The sequence below is a fragment of the Alistipes provencensis genome (genome assembly GCF_900083545.1).
In the GTDB taxonomy this organism is placed as follows: Bacteria; Bacteroidota; Bacteroidia; order Bacteroidales; family Rikenellaceae; genus Alistipes; species Alistipes provencensis.
In genome coordinates this window covers 2134934-2151005 of record NZ_LT559262.1, presented here as the reverse complement: position 1 = coordinate 2151005, position 16072 = coordinate 2134934, and the positions used below count along the sequence as shown (strand labels likewise).

At 59.8% G+C, this 16072-nt stretch carries 11 protein-coding genes; 3 read left to right on the top strand and 8 right to left on the bottom strand.

The window, feature by feature from the left end:
• Nucleotides 1–14: 14 nt before the first annotated feature.
• The 3 genes from scpA to BN5935_RS08470 all read left to right on the top strand — a co-directional run bounded on the left by scpA (nt 15) and on the right by BN5935_RS08470 (nt 3556).
• Complete coding sequence (gene scpA, locus BN5935_RS08480; RefSeq protein WP_064975725.1) at nt 15–2153, top strand: methylmalonyl-CoA mutase; 2139 nt, start codon at nt 15–17, stop codon at nt 2151–2153.
• 150 nt (nt 2154–2303) lie between these two features.
• Nucleotides 2304–2864, top strand: a complete 561-nt coding sequence (locus tag BN5935_RS08475) for a hypothetical protein (protein ID WP_064975724.1) — start codon at nt 2304–2306, stop codon at nt 2862–2864.
• A gap of 137 nt (nt 2865–3001) precedes the next feature.
• A complete protein-coding gene (locus BN5935_RS08470) occupies nt 3002–3556 on the top strand; it encodes a hypothetical protein (protein ID WP_064975723.1) in 555 nt (184 codons plus the stop codon).
• A 68-nt stretch (nt 3557–3624) separates the two neighbouring features.
• Here BN5935_RS08470 and BN5935_RS08465 read toward each other — a convergent pair whose 3' ends face one another.
• The 8 genes from BN5935_RS08465 to mfd all read right to left on the bottom strand — a co-directional run bounded on the left by BN5935_RS08465 (nt 3625) and on the right by mfd (nt 16071).
• Nucleotides 3625–4767: an iron-containing alcohol dehydrogenase gene (locus BN5935_RS08465; protein ID WP_064975722.1), complete on the bottom strand. Its 1143-nt coding sequence runs from the start codon at nt 4765–4767 to the stop codon at nt 3625–3627.
• 278 nt (nt 4768–5045) lie between these two features.
• On the bottom strand, nt 5046–7079 hold the full coding sequence (locus BN5935_RS08460) for a peptidylprolyl isomerase (protein ID WP_064975721.1): 2034 nt from the start codon (nt 7077–7079) through the stop codon (nt 5046–5048).
• Nucleotides 7080–7223: 144 nt separating this feature from the next.
• Complete coding sequence (locus tag BN5935_RS08455; protein ID WP_064975720.1) at nt 7224–8486, bottom strand: hemolysin family protein; 1263 nt, start codon at nt 8484–8486, stop codon at nt 7224–7226.
• A gap of 5 nt (nt 8487–8491) precedes the next feature.
• On the bottom strand, nt 8492–9244 hold the full coding sequence (gene lptC, locus BN5935_RS08450) for an LPS export ABC transporter periplasmic protein LptC (RefSeq protein WP_082944068.1): 753 nt from the start codon (nt 9242–9244) through the stop codon (nt 8492–8494).
• Between the two features lie 21 nt (nt 9245–9265).
• Nucleotides 9266–10603, bottom strand: coding sequence for a tetratricopeptide repeat protein (locus tag BN5935_RS08445; protein ID WP_204244901.1), 1338 nt, complete (start codon nt 10601–10603; stop codon nt 9266–9268).
• 38 nt (nt 10604–10641) lie between these two features.
• A complete protein-coding gene (locus BN5935_RS08440) occupies nt 10642–12021 on the bottom strand; it encodes a BamG family beta-barrel-assembly machinery protein (RefSeq protein WP_204244900.1) in 1380 nt (459 codons plus the stop codon).
• Nucleotides 11996–12736: a type III pantothenate kinase gene (locus BN5935_RS08435; protein ID WP_064975718.1), complete on the bottom strand. Its 741-nt coding sequence runs from the start codon at nt 12734–12736 to the stop codon at nt 11996–11998. The genes BN5935_RS08440 and BN5935_RS08435 overlap by 26 nt, the downstream gene beginning before the upstream one ends.
• The gene (gene mfd, locus BN5935_RS08430) at nt 12733–16071 is read right to left on the bottom strand and encodes a transcription-repair coupling factor (protein WP_064975717.1); all 3339 of its coding nucleotides are present in this window, start codon (nt 16069–16071) and stop codon (nt 12733–12735) included. The genes BN5935_RS08435 and mfd overlap by 4 nt, the downstream gene beginning before the upstream one ends.
• Nucleotide 16072 lies beyond the last annotated feature (1 nt).

Genomic DNA, 16072 nt, shown 5'->3' with positions numbered 1-16072 from the left:
TTCGCATTATTACTATGAGAGCTAAATTTTCAGAACTGAAATATGACGGAGGCGGGCAGAAAAGCTGCTGCGCCTCGAAAGGCTGCGGACAGGTAGAGCCGTGGCTGACGGCCGAACAGATACCCGTCAAGGGCGTCTACACGGCCGAAGACCTCGAGGGCATGGAGCACCTGAACTATGCGGCAGGCATCGCCCCGTTCCTGCGCGGTCCCTACTCGACGATGTATGTGATGCGTCCGTGGACGGTGCGTCAGTACGCCGGATTCTCGACGGCCGCCGAATCCAACGCCTTCTACCGCCGCAACCTCGCGGCCGGACAGAAGGGTCTGTCGGTGGCCTTTGACTTGGCCACGCACCGCGGCTACGACGCCGACCACCCGCGCGTGGTGGGCGACGTGGGCAAGGCCGGCGTGTCGATCTGCTCGGTGGAGGACATGAAGGTGCTCTTCGACGGCATTCCGCTCGACCGGATGTCGGTGTCGATGACCATGAACGGCGCCGTGCTGCCCGTGCTGGCATTCTACATCGTCACGGGTCTGGAGCAGGGCTGCACGCTCGACCAGTTGGCCGGTACGATTCAGAACGACATCCTCAAGGAGTTCATGGTGCGCAACACCTATATTTATCCGCCCGAGTTCTCGATGCGCATCATCGCCGATATTTTCGAATACACGTCAAAGAACATGCCCAAGTTCAACTCGATCTCGATCTCGGGTTACCACATGCAGGAGGCGGGCGCCACGGCCGACATCGAGCTGGCCTACACGCTGGCCGACGGTCTGGAGTACCTCCGTGCAGGCGTCAACGCAGGCATGTCGGTCGACACGTTCGCACCGCGCCTGTCGTTCTTCTGGGCCATCGGCATGAACCACTTCATGGAGATCGCCAAGATGCGCGCCGCGCGTATGCTGTGGGCCAAGATCGTGAAGCAGTTCGATCCCAAGAACCCCAAGTCGCTGGCCCTGCGCACCCACTCGCAGACCTCGGGTTGGTCGCTCACCGAGCAGGACCCGTTCAACAACGTGGCCCGCACGACCATCGAAGCCATGGGCGCCGCTTTGGGACACACCCAGTCGCTGCACACCAATGCGCTGGACGAGGCCATCGCCCTGCCGACGGACTTCTCGGCGCGTATTGCGCGTAACACGCAGATCTACATTCAGGAGGAGACCAACATCTGCCGCGAGGTCGACCCGTGGGCAGGTTCCTACTATGTGGAGACGCTGACCAACGAGATCGCGCACAAGGCTTGGGAGCGCATCGAGGAGGTCGAGAAGCTGGGCGGCATGGCCAAGGCCATCGAGACCGGCATTCCGAAGATGCGTATCGAGGAGGCTTCGGCCCGCAAGCAGGCCCGTATCGACTCCGGCGAGGAGAAGATCATCGGCATCAACGAATACCGTCTGGAAAAGGAGGCCCCGATCGACATCCTCGCCGTGGACAACACGGCCGTGCGCGAGAGCCAGATCAAGCGTCTGAAGGAGCTGCGCGCCAACCGCGACGAGGCAGCCGTACAGAAGGCGCTGGCCGCCATCACCGAGTGCGTGAAGACCAAGCAGGGCAACCTGCTGGAGCTGGCCGTCGAGGCTGCGAAGGTCCGCGCATCGCTGGGTGAGATCTCCGACGCCTGCGAAGTCGTCGTAGGCCGCTACAAAGCAGTTATCCGTTCCATTTCAGGTGTATACTCTTCAGAAGTGAAAAACGACAAATCCTTCGAGCGCGCCAAGGAACTGTGCGCCGAATTCGCCAAGAAAGAGGGCCGTCAGCCGCGCGTGATGATCGCCAAGCTCGGTCAGGACGGACACGACCGCGGTGCCAAGGTCGTAGCCACGGGTTACGCCGACATCGGCTTCGACGTCGACATGGGCCCGCTGTTCCAGACCCCCGAGGAGGCCGCCAAGCAGGCCGTCGAGAACGACGTGCATGTAGTCGGCGTATCGTCGCTGGCCGCCGGCCACCTGACGCTTGTGCCGCAGATCATCGCCGAACTGAAGAAACTCGGCCGCGAGGACATCATCGTCATCGTGGGCGGTGTGATCCCCCATCAGGACTACGACGAACTGTACCGCGACGGCGCCGCCGCCATCTTCGGCCCCGGCACGCCGATCGCCACGGCAGCCATCAAGATCCTCGAGATCCTGCTCGCCGAGTAAATCCCGGCAGCAATCACACTATCGAATCCTCCCGGCTTTTGGCCGGGAGGATTTTTTGTATGTTCGGTCCGAAAAATTGTCGGAAAAGTTGTTGTAAAAGCAGGCAATGTCTATATTTGTGCGACTAAACGCCTTTTTACGATTCAGACTATGAAGAAACTTTTCTGCACAGCCCTCCTCGGGCTGTTCCTCGGCGGTGCTTTCGCACAAACGCCCCAGATCGCCGAACCCGATTTCATCGGTGAGGTCGTCACCATCCTGCCCGACGGCAACACGTCCAAACTCGAGAAAGAGACCGTCCTGCTCCGCACACGGGCGAATGCCAGCGCCCAGATCTTCGGCATCGGCAAGGCCAAGACGAAGCTCATCATCGACACCCCCGAAGCGGCCGTGCGCCTCAAGGGCGACAACGACATCCAGTTCATCGTCAAGGCCGTGGACAACGCCACCGACCCGATCTCGATCATCAACGTTTTCCGGTTCGAGACCAACAAGAAGAAACGGCTTGCCGAATTGTCCTCGGTCAGCTCGTTCGGCAGCGTGAAATCCAACAAACTGGAACGGCTGCGCTTCTCGGCCGAGAAATACGGCGAGAAATCCTACCTGCTGACGCTGATCGACAAGCCTGCCGGGGAATACGGCATCACGGTCAGCAACCCGAACAGTCTCGACGAAAAAGGGACCATCGTCTCGACCTTCGCCATCGAATAAACGGTCTATACCGAATGACAAAAGCCCCGCGGCCGAAAGGTCTGCGGGGTTTTTCGTGGAAATATCCGGATTTTTTCCGCCTTAAATTTGCCCGGCGGGACGATTTGTTATATCTTGTTGCGTCAATTTATCCAATCATGAAAAAGTTTCTCATCACGCTCCTCGCGGCCTGCTGTACCGGAACAGCGCTCCATGCGCAGGCTCCGGAGTTCCCCGAGCCCGAATTCATCGGCCAGTGTCTGGCCATCCGCACCGACAACACGACCGAACAGCTCGTTCAGGAGAGCTTGGCGCCCCGCCACCGCGCCTCCACCGGACAAAAATTGTTCGGCATCGGCAAAGACCATATCGACGAAATGACGCTCAACGGACCGCGGGCGTTCGTCCGGTTCAAGAAAAACGACGGCATCGCCTTCATCATCCGGGTTCCGGACAACCGGCTCGACCCGATGTCGTCCATCAGCGTCTTCCGGTTCAAGGTCAAAAAGAAGATGCGGATCGCCGAATACGCCTCGGTCGGAACCTTCGGCGACCGGCAGACCAACACGCTGGAACGCCAGCCGTTCACATCACGCCGGTTCGGAAACAGCTCCTACCTGATTATCCTCAAGGGCGTTCAGGTGGGCGAATACGGCATCACGGTCGATGCTCCGGGCAGCCTGACCGTCTCGACATTCGGCGTCGACAAATAGCCCGCTCCACATAAAGAATCCCCGCAACTTTCATTGCTGCGGGGATTTTCTTATGCAATATACCAGCGTCAAAGGCAGGCTTCGAGAATCCGGCGGGCCATGGCGCCGTCGACATTCCCCTCCTCGCCGTAGTTCCAGCCCCCGGCGTTGAAGCGCCGCTCGACCTCGGCAATGGTCTGCTCGCCGATGCCCTCCTCCGAGAGCCGCGTCGAGAGCCCCAGCGAACGGAAAAACGCCTCGTTAGCCGCGATCGTGCGGTCGATGCGCTCCTCCTCCGTACCTCCGGTGATGCCCCAGATACGCTCGCCGTATTGCAGCAGTTTGCCGCGCTTCTGCTCCCGCAGCACGCGCAGCGTACCGTTGATGACGATGGCCAGCGTCGCGCCGTGCGTCAGCCCGTGCAGCGCCGTGATTTCGTGGCCGATCATGTGCGTCGCCCAGTCCTCCCGGACGCCCATGCGGATCATATCGTTCAGCGCCAGCGTCGCCGAGAGCATGTACTCCGACATCACGTCGTAATCACGCTCGTCGGCCAATGCCTTGGGCGCGATCTCGGACACGGTGTGCAGGATACCCTCGGCCCAGCGGTCCATCAGGCGCGACTGCCCGGGCGTGGTGAGATACTGCTCCAGCACATGCACGAAAGTATCCGAAAGCCCGCAGGCGACCTGCCGCTTGGGAAGCGAATAGAGCACCTCGGGATCGAGGATCGAGAAGAGCGGATAGTTGCCCGAGAAAGGATATTTTTCCTTGGTCTCATAGCGCGAAATCACAGCTCCGGAGTTCATCTCGGAACCCGTCGCCGAGATGGTCAGCACAGTTGCCAAAGGCACGGTCTTCTCGGCACGGCCCCGGAGCACGATCTCCCATGCATCGCCGTCGTAGAGCAGTCCCGCGGCGATGAGTTTCGTGCCGTCGATCACCGAACCGCCGCCCACGGCCAGCAGAAAATCGACCTTCTGCTCCTTGCCCAGCGCAATGGCCTTGCGCAGGGTCTCGACCGAGGGGTTCGGTTCGATACCCCAGAACTCGACGAAATCGCGTCCCTCGAGCGCCCGGACGACCTGATCGTAGACGCCGTTGCTTTTGACGCTGCCGCCGCCGAAAGTAATCATGATGCGCTTATCGGCGGGAATGAGTTTCGGCAGGCGGGCGATCTGGCCCTTGCCGAAAACCAATTTGGTGGGATTGTGGTAGATGAAGTTGTTCATGGCGAATATTTTATCTTAACACAAAGATAATAAATAACCGGACAACTGCCAAACCCGGGTCATCCTGTTCAGCACGGCCTTCCGGCTCCTGAAAGTGTGTTACGACACCTTAAATAACAAAAAGAACGCCGGATTACACAAGAAATTACCCGCAAATTTTCGATCAGTGCGGTGCAGATGTCGTGCATCGTGAAAAATCCCCGGACGGGTAGTACTGAAGTACGTCCCGTTCGGGGATTTGAGCGATGTGCGGCAGATGCGCCGCAATCATCGAAAATTTAGAAGTAACGGCCTCGCAAATCCTGAATCTTGGCCATCTGCTGAAGCGCCGGAATCGAGAACTGCTGGGCCATACCCTCGGCCATGGCCTGTGCGCGTACCTTTTCGCCTTCGGAATTCTGCTTGTCGGCGGTCTGGACATCCTCGACCTCGAAGACATAGACTCCCGACATGCCTTTCACGGGAGCGGACAGCGCACCCTTCTCAGCCGATGCGATGGCACCGACCAGACGGGGCTCGACACCCACGCCGTTGACATAGAACGCACCGAACGTCACATCCGAGAAATCCTCCACCTCCGAACCGAGGCTTGCAGCCTGCTCGGCGAGCGTCGCACCCGAAAGGTCCTTGACGATATAATCGTACTTCTTGTCGCGGAGCACCTGCGAACGAACCTGAGCCGAAACTTTCTCCAGCGGAGCGTACTCGTTGTCGTCGATCTCGGTCAACATGGCGATCACATAGTCCTTGCCTACGTTGAAGATATCCGAAACATCGCCCTTCTCCGCACCGTAAGCCCAGCGGGCCACCTCGCGCGAATCGTCCAGACCGCGGATCGTGCGGTCGCCCTGAGCGATACCCGCCACGCGGGGCGTCACGGCAGCCGTCGAAGCGGCGTCGGCGAAAGCGCTCGACGAACCGCCCTTGGCGGTCACCATGAAGGAACCGGCCTGATTGTGAATGTCGCGGCGCGTAGCGGCCGAAGCCTCCACGGGATAGGTGATCGTCGCTACCTGAATGTGCTTCGAAGGTTTGTCGGCGCGGTATACCTGCATGAGCTGGATGGCGTCGCCGGCGGCGATCTTCACGATGTCGCCCTTCTTGGCGTTGGCAAGCGCCGCGGCGAACTCACCCGAGAAAGCCGAGAAAGGCATCACGCCCACCTCGCCGCCGTTGGCAGCCGTAGCGTCGTAAACCGAGTAGTTGCGGGCGGTCTGTGCGAAATCGGCCCCGTTGCGCAACGTCGTCAGCAGGCTGTCGGCCAGCGCCTCCTGCGTATAGGGCAGCACGATGTGGCGAATGCCCAGCGAGTCGGGAGCCATTTTCGAATCGAGTACGCGGGCCATCGTCCACTCGTTGTTCTTCAGCACGGGACCGTACATCTCGCCGGCCATCAGCGCCTTGGCCTCCTCGTCGGGAAGCTGTGCAGCCGAAACGAAGCTGTCGGCGATCTTGCCGTTGCGGTTGGCGCGCACGAAGGTCTTCACCTCCCCGGCGGCGGCAAACCCACGGCCGACCTCGGCAACGCTGTTCTCAAGCGCCAGCAGGTCGTCGTCCGTGGGAGCCACCTCGAACACGACATAGGAGATCGTGCGCGACGGGGTCTGCTTGAACATGTCCTTGTGGCTGTTGTAATAGGCTTTCAGGTCGCTCGACGACACTTTGAAGAGCGAATCGGGAACAGCCGAATATTTCTTGCCGGCCCATTTGCCCGCAAAGGTGTTGTTGGCAGCCTTGACACCCTCGGCAACCTCCAGCGAATTGACGTAGACGCCGCCCTTCACCAGACCGAGGTATTTCTGCACTTCGCGCTCGAGACGTGCCTGCTCGTTGATCTGCGTCCAAGCGTCCGCAGCCTGAGGATTGGTCTCGGCATGAGCGAGGAACTGGCTGATGGCAGCCACGTCGTACTGACCCGTGCGGGGATCGGCAAAGGCGTTGTAGAAGGCCTGCGAAGGCGTCTGCCCGCTGATCATCGCCAGACGCTCGGGCTCCGTGACGCGAAGACCCATCCGGTCGAAACCGGGCGTCAGCACATGCTTGGCGATCAGCGTCTGCCAAGCGGCATTGGCCAGCATGGCCGACTGCTGCTCGTCGCTTTCCTGCACGTTGTTCTGCTGCTTGATCTGCTCGTACTGGTCGTAGTACTCCGAATAGTTGATCTTCTTGCCGTCGATCACACCGACACGGGGATCGTTACCCGAAAATCCCATTTCGGTCTTCAGAGAGAGGATGAATGCCAAGAGGGCCAGTGCGATAATGATCGAAAGCACGATGCCGAACTTGGTTCGTAAAGTGTTTAAACTTGCCATATAAATTGTTAATTATTCGTTTGTTTCGAATTATCAGCCAAAGGTAGTAAAATTAATTGTAAAAATAACAGAATAAAAATAAAAATATACTCCCGGTGCACTGCCGTGTTTACAAGCCGGACCCGCCCCTCGCTGCGGCTGCCGCTATAATTTTTTCACCCGCGCCAGTTCGATGCGCGAACGCGTCGTGCGGAGAATCCGGAGTTGCAGGCCGCCGATGAAAACCGTCTCACCGGCGGTGGGGATGCCCTCGTAGTTGAAGATGATCAGTCCGGCCAGCGTGTCGTACTCCTTGCTCTCCTCGATGCCAAGGTTGTATTTTTCATTGAGATACTTCACCTCCAGACGGCACGAAAGCACATATTCGTCGGGGCCGACCTGTTTCTCCGTGAGATCCGGGATGTCGTGTTCGTCCTCGATCTCGCCGAAAATCTGCTCCAGCACATCCTCCAGCGAGATGACGCCGGCCGTGCCGCCGAACTCGTCGATCACGACGGCGATGTTCGACCGGTGTTTGATGAAATTCTCCAGCATCGCCTGCAGGGGCATCGTCTCGGGCACGAAATTGACCTCCATCATCACGTCGGCGATCTGCGCGGGACGTGTGAAAAGGCTCTTCGAATTGACATAACCGATGATGTTGTCGACCGACTTGCGCCAGACGAAGATGCGCGAATATTTCGAATCGACGAACCGCGCCGTGAGCTGTTCGATCGTGGTGTCGTCGACATCCACCGACTCGATGTCCACACGCGGGACCATGCAGTCCCGGACCCGCAGATCGGCGAAATCCAGTGCGTTCTGGAAAAGTTTCAGTTCGTTGTCGGGTTCGGAATGCGCCTCCGAATTGTTCGTGTCGAGCAGCGCCGCGAGGTCCTCGCGGTCGAAACTCGGCGTGATGTCCTTCTCCTCGACGCGGCGACCCATCAGGCGCAGGATGCCGTGCGAAAGCAGCGTCGTGAAACGCGCGATCGGATAAAGGAGAATGTAGAAAAAATAGATTACCGGCGCCAGCGTGCGGTAATAGAAGTTGGGATTGTTCTTAAAAACCGACTTGGGCAGGAACTCCGCGCAGAAGATGATGATGACGGTCGAGATGGCGGTATCGGCCACCACCGAGCCGCTTTGAGCCAGATGGTCCCACCCCAGCGCGCCGTAAGTGGTACGCAGGAGCAGCGACATCGAAAGCGAATAGACGACCAGCGCGATGTTGTTGCCCACGAGGATCGTGGTGATATACTGCCCCGGATGGCGGGCGAAAACCGCGGCGATCCGGTCGAACACGCGGCTCTGCTTGCGGTCGATCTCCAGCTTGAGGCGGTTCTTGCTCGTAAAGGCAATCTCCATCCCCGAGAAAAAGGCCGACAGCAACAGCATCACGACGATCAGGATGACAGTGGATAACATCGTTTTCAGTTTAGGGTTTTCCGGCCCTGCCCCTCTTCCGGCCGGGGTTTTGTCCGGGCTACCGGGAGAACTTTCAGGGAATCCCCGGACGGTTCCTCCGTACGGGCGGCCTCGGCGGTTTCCGGGGTTTCGGGCTGCGGGCGCACAGGCCGCACGGCCGTGGAATCCGTCGCCGTGGAGTCGGCAGCCTGCTTCATCTCGACCTCCATCCGGCCCTTCATCCGGCGGAAACGCCAGTCCTTGAACTCCTCGTCCGATTCGAATCCCTCGCCGATAAAGACGTCGCGGCCGTTGTTCTGCACGATCTTCGAATCGACGTTCGAGTAAATCTTCTTGGTACGCGAATTCCAGAACAACTGCTGGGTATAGAGCGTCTTGCCGTCGGATTTCTCGACCACGACATTACCCTTGGCCTCCCACAGTTCGCGGTCGGTGTAATAGATGGCGTAGTTGGCCGTCAGCACGGCGTCGACCTCCGAAAGCGAATCGTTCTTATAGGTAGTGATCTTCACCCCCTTGCGAAATTCGCGGTAGGGTTCGCGGGCCTGCGAATAACCTTCGAGCAGCGGTGTCAGGAAATGGTACGAACGGCGGCCGTTCTGCGACATCACCACCGAGAGGTTCTCGCTGTACTCGGTCATCATCGTCTCTGCGGAACCCGATGCGGCCGCGTCGGGCTCCCCGCAAGAGAATAGCAAGATAGCACTCCCCGCTACGGAGAGTGCTACCCTGAGATATCTTGCAGTGCGTTTTCCCATCGGAAACCCCGTTGGAACGGCTTAGCGGGTGCGCACGGTGGTCGAAATACCGGCAGCGGTACCGCAGTTCACCGTGTAGCGTGCGCCCTCCTGAAGCTCGTTGAAGAAGCACTCCTCCGAGCTGGGGAAGCGGCTGCGGAATGCACTCATCGAGGTTTTGGCGTGTTCGAGGTATTCCGAATCGCTCGGCAGCAGCTCGACGGCTTTGGCCATCGTGTCGTAAGCAGCCCAATAGGTCGCCTGTCCGGTAAACCCGCCGCAGGCCGCAGCCGACGAAGCGTAGCACTGTGCCAGCACGAAGTAGGGAACACCGTCCTCGGGATTCAGGTCGCGGGCCTGACGCGCAGCGGCGGCGGCACCCGGGATGTCATTGGACACGAGACCCACCAGTGCGATGCGCACGAGCAGCTTCTGACGCTCGGCGGGATCTTTCTCCACCTCCAGCGCCTCGTTCAGGTAAGTCTTGGCCTTCGTGAAATCCTTCTTATTCTGGAATGCCTGAGCCAGAAACATCGCCGTCTCCGACGACGGTTTTACCTGATAGTATTTCTCGGCGATCGAGAAGTAGTAGTCGCCGTCGCACTTGGCACGCGACATCAGACCCACGGCCTGCGCCAGCAGCGCCTCGTCATCGGGATTGGCCTCCAACTTGCTGCGGAAGAGCTTCTCGAGGTTCTCGCAACTGGCGGCGCCGCTCAGTCCGAATGCGGCGTCGAACTGGCTCTTGTACTCGGCAGCCTCGGGGTTCTTCTCGAAGAACGGCGTCAGGCGGTCGTACTCGGCGATAATCTCGTCGGGCATCACCTCGTCGGTATTCTTGTAGTCGTCGCAGAGGTTCGAGAAATAAGCCACTACGGTCTCGGGATCGGTGCTCTCGCCGCCGGCCTCGAGGGCCGCACGGAACGCCTCACGGATGCCCTTGCGGTCGGCAGGCTTATAGATCAGGTACTCACGGGCCTTACGGTCGAGGATGTAGGCCGTGCCGCGCTTCGGATGATCGCCGAAGTACTCGTTGCGCAGGTCGTAGATCAGCATCAGCGAGTCGATGTACATGTTCTTCTCATCGAGGCTCTTGGCACGGTTGATCTTGTTCTTATAGAGTGTGGTGCCGCGCACGAAAGTATTCTCCGAAGCCTTCGGGCACTTGTCGAGCAGCTCCTTGAGGTAGTGTGCGGCGGCATTGTAGTCCTTGTTGTCGCACGACTCCTTGAGGAAGTTACTGTTCAGAATGTTCTGCTGACGCTCCTCGGGCGTATCCCCCCAAGCCGCATACTTCGGGTCGCTGAAATCTTGTTGCGCCATCGCCGCGACTGCAAAGAGCGCGCAGACGGCAGAAAGCAGGAATTTAACGTTTTTCATCGGTCAGATTAATTTTTGTTTTGTGTTGTTTGCCTGTCTTATTCGTATTTGGGACGCATGAACCAGTATTCGCCGTTCTCCTGACCCGCGAAGAGCGTGAAGCCCACCGCGAATTTGAAATACTGCTGCCGGACCAGTCCCAACCGGTCGGCCACGTTGTAACCGCGGCGGCCGTACTCGACACCCACGTCGATTCCGGAGACGGCCCATAGCTTCACCGGAATCCCGATGCCCGCCGTCACGGCGTACTGCGCAAGCCGGTCGCCGTTGAAGGTCTGGTTGTAGCTGCCGTAGCGGAAACCCGCCCGGTAGGACCAGCGCTTCAGGAAATGACGTATGTCATACCGGTTCGGCGTGTATTCCACACCTACCTTGAACGTGCTCGTATTGGTATACGCGACCTTGTAGGAGGTCTTTTCGTCGCCCTTGCCGCTCACGCCCGTCATTTCGTAACCCTTGTTGCGGCCGCCCCAGTTCTGGTAGACGTAATCCGCGCTGATGACCCATTTCTCGGTCTGATAGGTAAGTCCCGCAGCCAACTGGCTCGGCAGCACCAGTTTCAGGTGCGTCGTATCGCCCTTGACGATGGTGTTGTAAAGGTCGCCGATGTAGAGCTGTTTGGTCACCTCCGGGTTCAGGTCCCCGCCGAAATCATAAGCGGCTCCGACGGTCAGAATACGCTTCCGGTTCTGGATCGCGGCCCACTGCACGCCGACCTGCCCCTTGATGCTCGAGATGCTGTAATTGTCGGTCCCCACCGTCGAGGTAAAGGTTCCTTCGCCGACGATCGCCGTCGGGGTCATCACGAACGTGCGGTCGATATCGCCCCAGTAGTACTGGGCGGCCACGCCGATCGAGAAGTTCTTGAATACCTCCCAGCCGATGCCGAGCTTCACCTCCGTCACGTCGCCCTCGCCCTGATAGTTATACTGTATATTACCCACATTGCCGTACACCGGGTCGTTCGGATCGTACTCGTGGTAGTACTTGGTCCGGTAACCCACCGAACTGTAAGGCGTCAGGCTGAATCCCAGTCCCAGTTTCTTGGCCAGCGGCATCTGAAAGGCGATGTCGTGGAAGTTGAACGTATTGTACGCCGTACGCTTGGACTCCCCGGCCACCTTCTGCGAGTTGTAGTAGTTCTGTCCCTCCAACCCGAAGTTGAAGAGGAAGGTCTTCTGCGGAGCCGCGCTGTACGCCGCGGGATTGAGCAGGTTGAGCGTACCCGGCATACGCATGGCCACACCCGCACCGCCCATCGAGCGCATCGACAGCGTACCGGGGGTGTTCTGTTCGCCGATGCCGTACATCGTATAGGGCGAGAATGCGTTAATACTGCTTGTCTGGGCTGCAACGGCAGCGGGGACTATCGCCACGGCCGCGACAATCAGCTTAATCAAGGTGTTCTTCACTTGCATTATACTCTAATATTCTATCCAATCCGCAAAAGACGAGATTACAATTTGCAAATATCGTGTTTTTAATTCTTTTCGCAAAGTATTTCGCATCCCCGCCGGTAAAAATAACGCATAAATCGTCGATTTTTTCCCGCATCCGGGCGATATACCCCTCTATTTCGAAGGTCAGCGAGTTCATCACCCCCAGCCGGACGGCCTCTTCGGTGGTGAGTCCCTGCAATCGTTCGTCCTCGGTCGGCCCGCACAGCGGCAGTTTGGCCGTATAGTCGTGCAGCGCCCGGAAGCGTGTCTTCATCCCCGGCGAGATACAGCCTCCGCGGAAGGTGTTGTCGGCCGTCACCAAATCGATCGTCACCGCCGTTCCGAAGTCCACGATCAGCACGTCGCGGCCCGGGTAGAGCACCGTGGCGCCCACGGCGGCGGCCAGCCGGTCGCGGCCCAGCGTCTCGGGCGTATGATAGGCGTTGCCTATCGGCACGGGGGTTTGCGAGGTGAACTCCAGCAGGTAATCCGCAAAAGGACGCACCGTCTCCACCACGTCGTCCGCTTCGCCGCGCGTCGAGGCCACCACGGCCTTGGCGGCCCTGCGGCCCCCGAGCAGTTCGTCGAGCATCGGCGGCAGCAGCCGCTCCACGCAATGCTGTGCAACGAGCCGCCCGTCGTCGAAAACGGCGAGTTTGACAAGGGTATTGCCTATGTCCACGACCAAATTCAAAGTTGCTGCAGCGTTTTGTATGCGTCCTCGACGTCTTTGACATTCCTAACGGTCATCGCCAGCCGATTATTGTGCTGTTTGAGCACAAATCGGTCGGGGTGTTTGGTAACCCGCTGCAACAGCGTCATGAAGGTCTCGCTCTTGTAATAGGGCGAATTCTCCTCGCCCACGAAATGCACGATCATCAGCCCGTTCTTGACCTTCACGCGCTCCATGCCCAGACGGATGGCCTCCCAGCGCAGGCGCACGACGCTGAGCAGCTCCTTCGCGGCGCGCGGCAGGGGCCCGAAACGGTCCGCCAGACGGCTCTCGAAAGCCTGCAAAGCCTCCTCGTCCTTCGTCGAGTCGAGTTCGCGGTAGAGTTTCAGGCGCTCGGCCTGCTGGGCCACATAGGCGTCCGGCAGCGCCGCTTCGACCTCGATGTCGATGTGCGCGTCGTCGATGAAATGCATCTGTTCCACCACGTCCTGTTCGCCGTCGCTCAGCCCCGGGACGTTCAGCCCCTCGGCGCGCAGCTCGGCGACGGCTTCGTTCATGATCTTCTGGTAGGTCTCGAACCCGATGTCGGCGATGAACCCGCTCTGTTCGGCCCCCAGCAGGTTGCCCGCTCCGCGGATGTCGAGGTCCTGCATGGCGATGTTGAACCCGGAACCCAGATCGGAAAACTCCTCGATGGCCCGCAGACGCCGCCGCGCGTCGGACGACAGCAGTTCGTCGGGCGGCGAGAGCAGGTAGCAGTAAGCCTTCTGGTTCGAACGTCCCACGCGGCCGCGCAACTGATGCAGGTCGCTCAGGCCGAAGTTCTGGGCGTTGTCGACGATGATCGTATTGGCGTTGGGAATGTCGATGCCGTTCTCGACGATCGTCGTCGAGACCAGCACGTCGAACTCCCCGTAGATGAAGTCCATGATGAGTTTTTCCAACTGCTCGGCGGGCATCTTGCCGTGCCCCACGGCCACGCGGGCCTTCGGGCAGATGCGCGTGATGAGCCCTTGCAGGGCCGCGAGGTCCTCGACGCGGTTGTGGACGAAATAGACCTGCCCGCCGCGCGCGAGCTCCGCCTCGATAGCGTCGCGGATGATCTCCTCCGAAAAGACGTGCGACTCGGTGAGGATCGGCTGGCGGTTGGGCGGAGGGGTCGAGATGACCGACAGGTCGCGGGAGCCCATCAGCGAAAACTGCAGCGTGCGCGGAATCGGCGTGGCGGTGAGCGTCAGCGTATCGACCGAGACGCTCATCTGCGTGAGCTTCTCCTTGGCCGCAACGCCGAACTTCTGCTCCTCGTCGATGATGAGCAGTCCCAGATCGCGGAAGACGATCCCCTTGCCCAGCATCTTGTGGGTGCCGATCAGAATGTCGATCTTGCCCGCCGCGAGGTCCTCGCGGATCTGGTTGACCTCCTTCGTGGATTTGGTGCGGTTGATATACTCCACGCGCACCGGGAAATTGCGCAGGCGCTCGGTGAACGAACGGTAATGTTGCAGGGCGAGAATCGTCGTCGGCACCAGCACCGCGGCCTGCTTGCCGTCGACGGCGGCCTTGAACGCCGCGCGGATCGCCACCTCGGTCTTGCCGAAGCCCACGTCGCCGCACACCAGCCGGTCCATCGGCTGGTCCGACTCCATGTCCTTCTTCACGGCCGCCGTGGCCGACTGCTGGTCGGGCGTGTCCTCCCACTTGAAAGAGGCCTCCAGCTCGTGCTGCAGGTAGCTGTCCGGCGAGAAGGCGAATCCTTTCGAAGCCTTGCGCTTGGCATAGAGGGCGATCAGTTCGCGCGAAATATCCTTGACGGCCTTCTTGGTGGCGTTCTTGAGTTTCTGCCAAGCGCCGTTGCCCAGTTTGTAAACCTTCGGCGGCTCGCCGTCGCCCGATTTGTAGCGCGAAATGCGGTGGAGCGAATGGACGTTGACGAACAACACGTCGCCGTCCTTGTAAACCAGCTTGATCGCCTCCTGCATGCGGCCGTCGCCCGCGGCGATCTTCACCAACCCGTCGAAACGCCCCACCCCGTGGTCGATGTGCACCACATAGTCGCCCGGACGCAACTGGTTCAGCTCGGCGACGGTCATCTGCTCGTCGCGCCGGATCTCGCCGTTGATGCGGTAACGCTGGTAGCGGTCGAAGATCTGGTGGTCGGTATAGAGGCACAGCTTCAGGTCGTTGTCCACGAACCCTTCGTGCAGGGTCGTCGACAGCGACCGCACGACGGCCTGTCCGCGGCCGATCTGGTGGAAGATATTCTCCAGACGCTCGACCTGCGCCTTGTTCTCCGATAAAATATAAGTGTCGTATCCCCGCAGGGCGTTGCGGATCATGTCGTCCGCCAGCATCTCGAAATTCTTATTGAATTTCGGTTGCGGGGCTGTCGAAAATCGGATCGTTTCCACCGCCGGCCGTTCGGGCAGATTGTCCCGCAAGGCGAAAACGCGACACCCGGTCAGGTCGGCCACGAGGCCGTTGCGGCTCGTGAGCAGCGAGTCGATCTCTTCGGGATGTTCCATGTCCGCCAGCGTCTTGCGGCGCACGTCGTTGACCCGCCGGAGTACAAAATCGGCGTCGTAGAACCAGTAGGCGGCCTCCGCACCCGCAAAACGCACGAAGGAGACCTTCGCCGCGGCCGGGGCCCCGACGTTCAGGTCGGGGATGATCTCCACACGGTCCAACTTGTCCGACGACAACTGGCTCGAAATGTTGAACCGCCGGATCGAATCCACCTCGTCGCCGAAGAAATCCAGTCGGTAGGGTTTGCTTTCCGAATAGGAAAAGACGTCGACGATACCGCCGCGCACCGAATACTGCCCGGGTTCGTAGACGAAATCCACCCGCGTGAAAGCGGCGTCGACGAGCGCCTGCTCGAGCACCTCGATCGAAATTTTGTCGCCCACCCGCACGGCGATCGTCCCTTTCTGGAGCGTCTCGGCATCGGCGACCCGCTCGGCGAGGGCGTCCGGATAGGTGCAGACGACCAGATAGCCTTTCCCCGCAAATCCCCGCACGGCATTCATCGTCGCCGTGCGCTGCACGACGCCCTGCGCATCCTCGGCGCCGTAGGCCGCCGAACGTTTCCAAGACGAGGGGAAGAAATAAACCTGCTTCTCCTCGAGCAGGTTGTAGAAGTCGTTCATCAGGTAGGCCGCGGCATCGCGGTCCTCGGCCACGAAGACATGTATGCCGCCGGTCTTCTCCACAGCCGCCGCGGCATAAAACGAAAGAGCACCGCCGACCAGCTCTTCGAGGTGGACGGTAGCACTCCTGTTTTTGTATTCGCGGCACAGCTTGCCGAGGGCCTTCGACCCGGCGGCGAACTGCGCCATCTGCTCGCGGGCAGTTGCCATG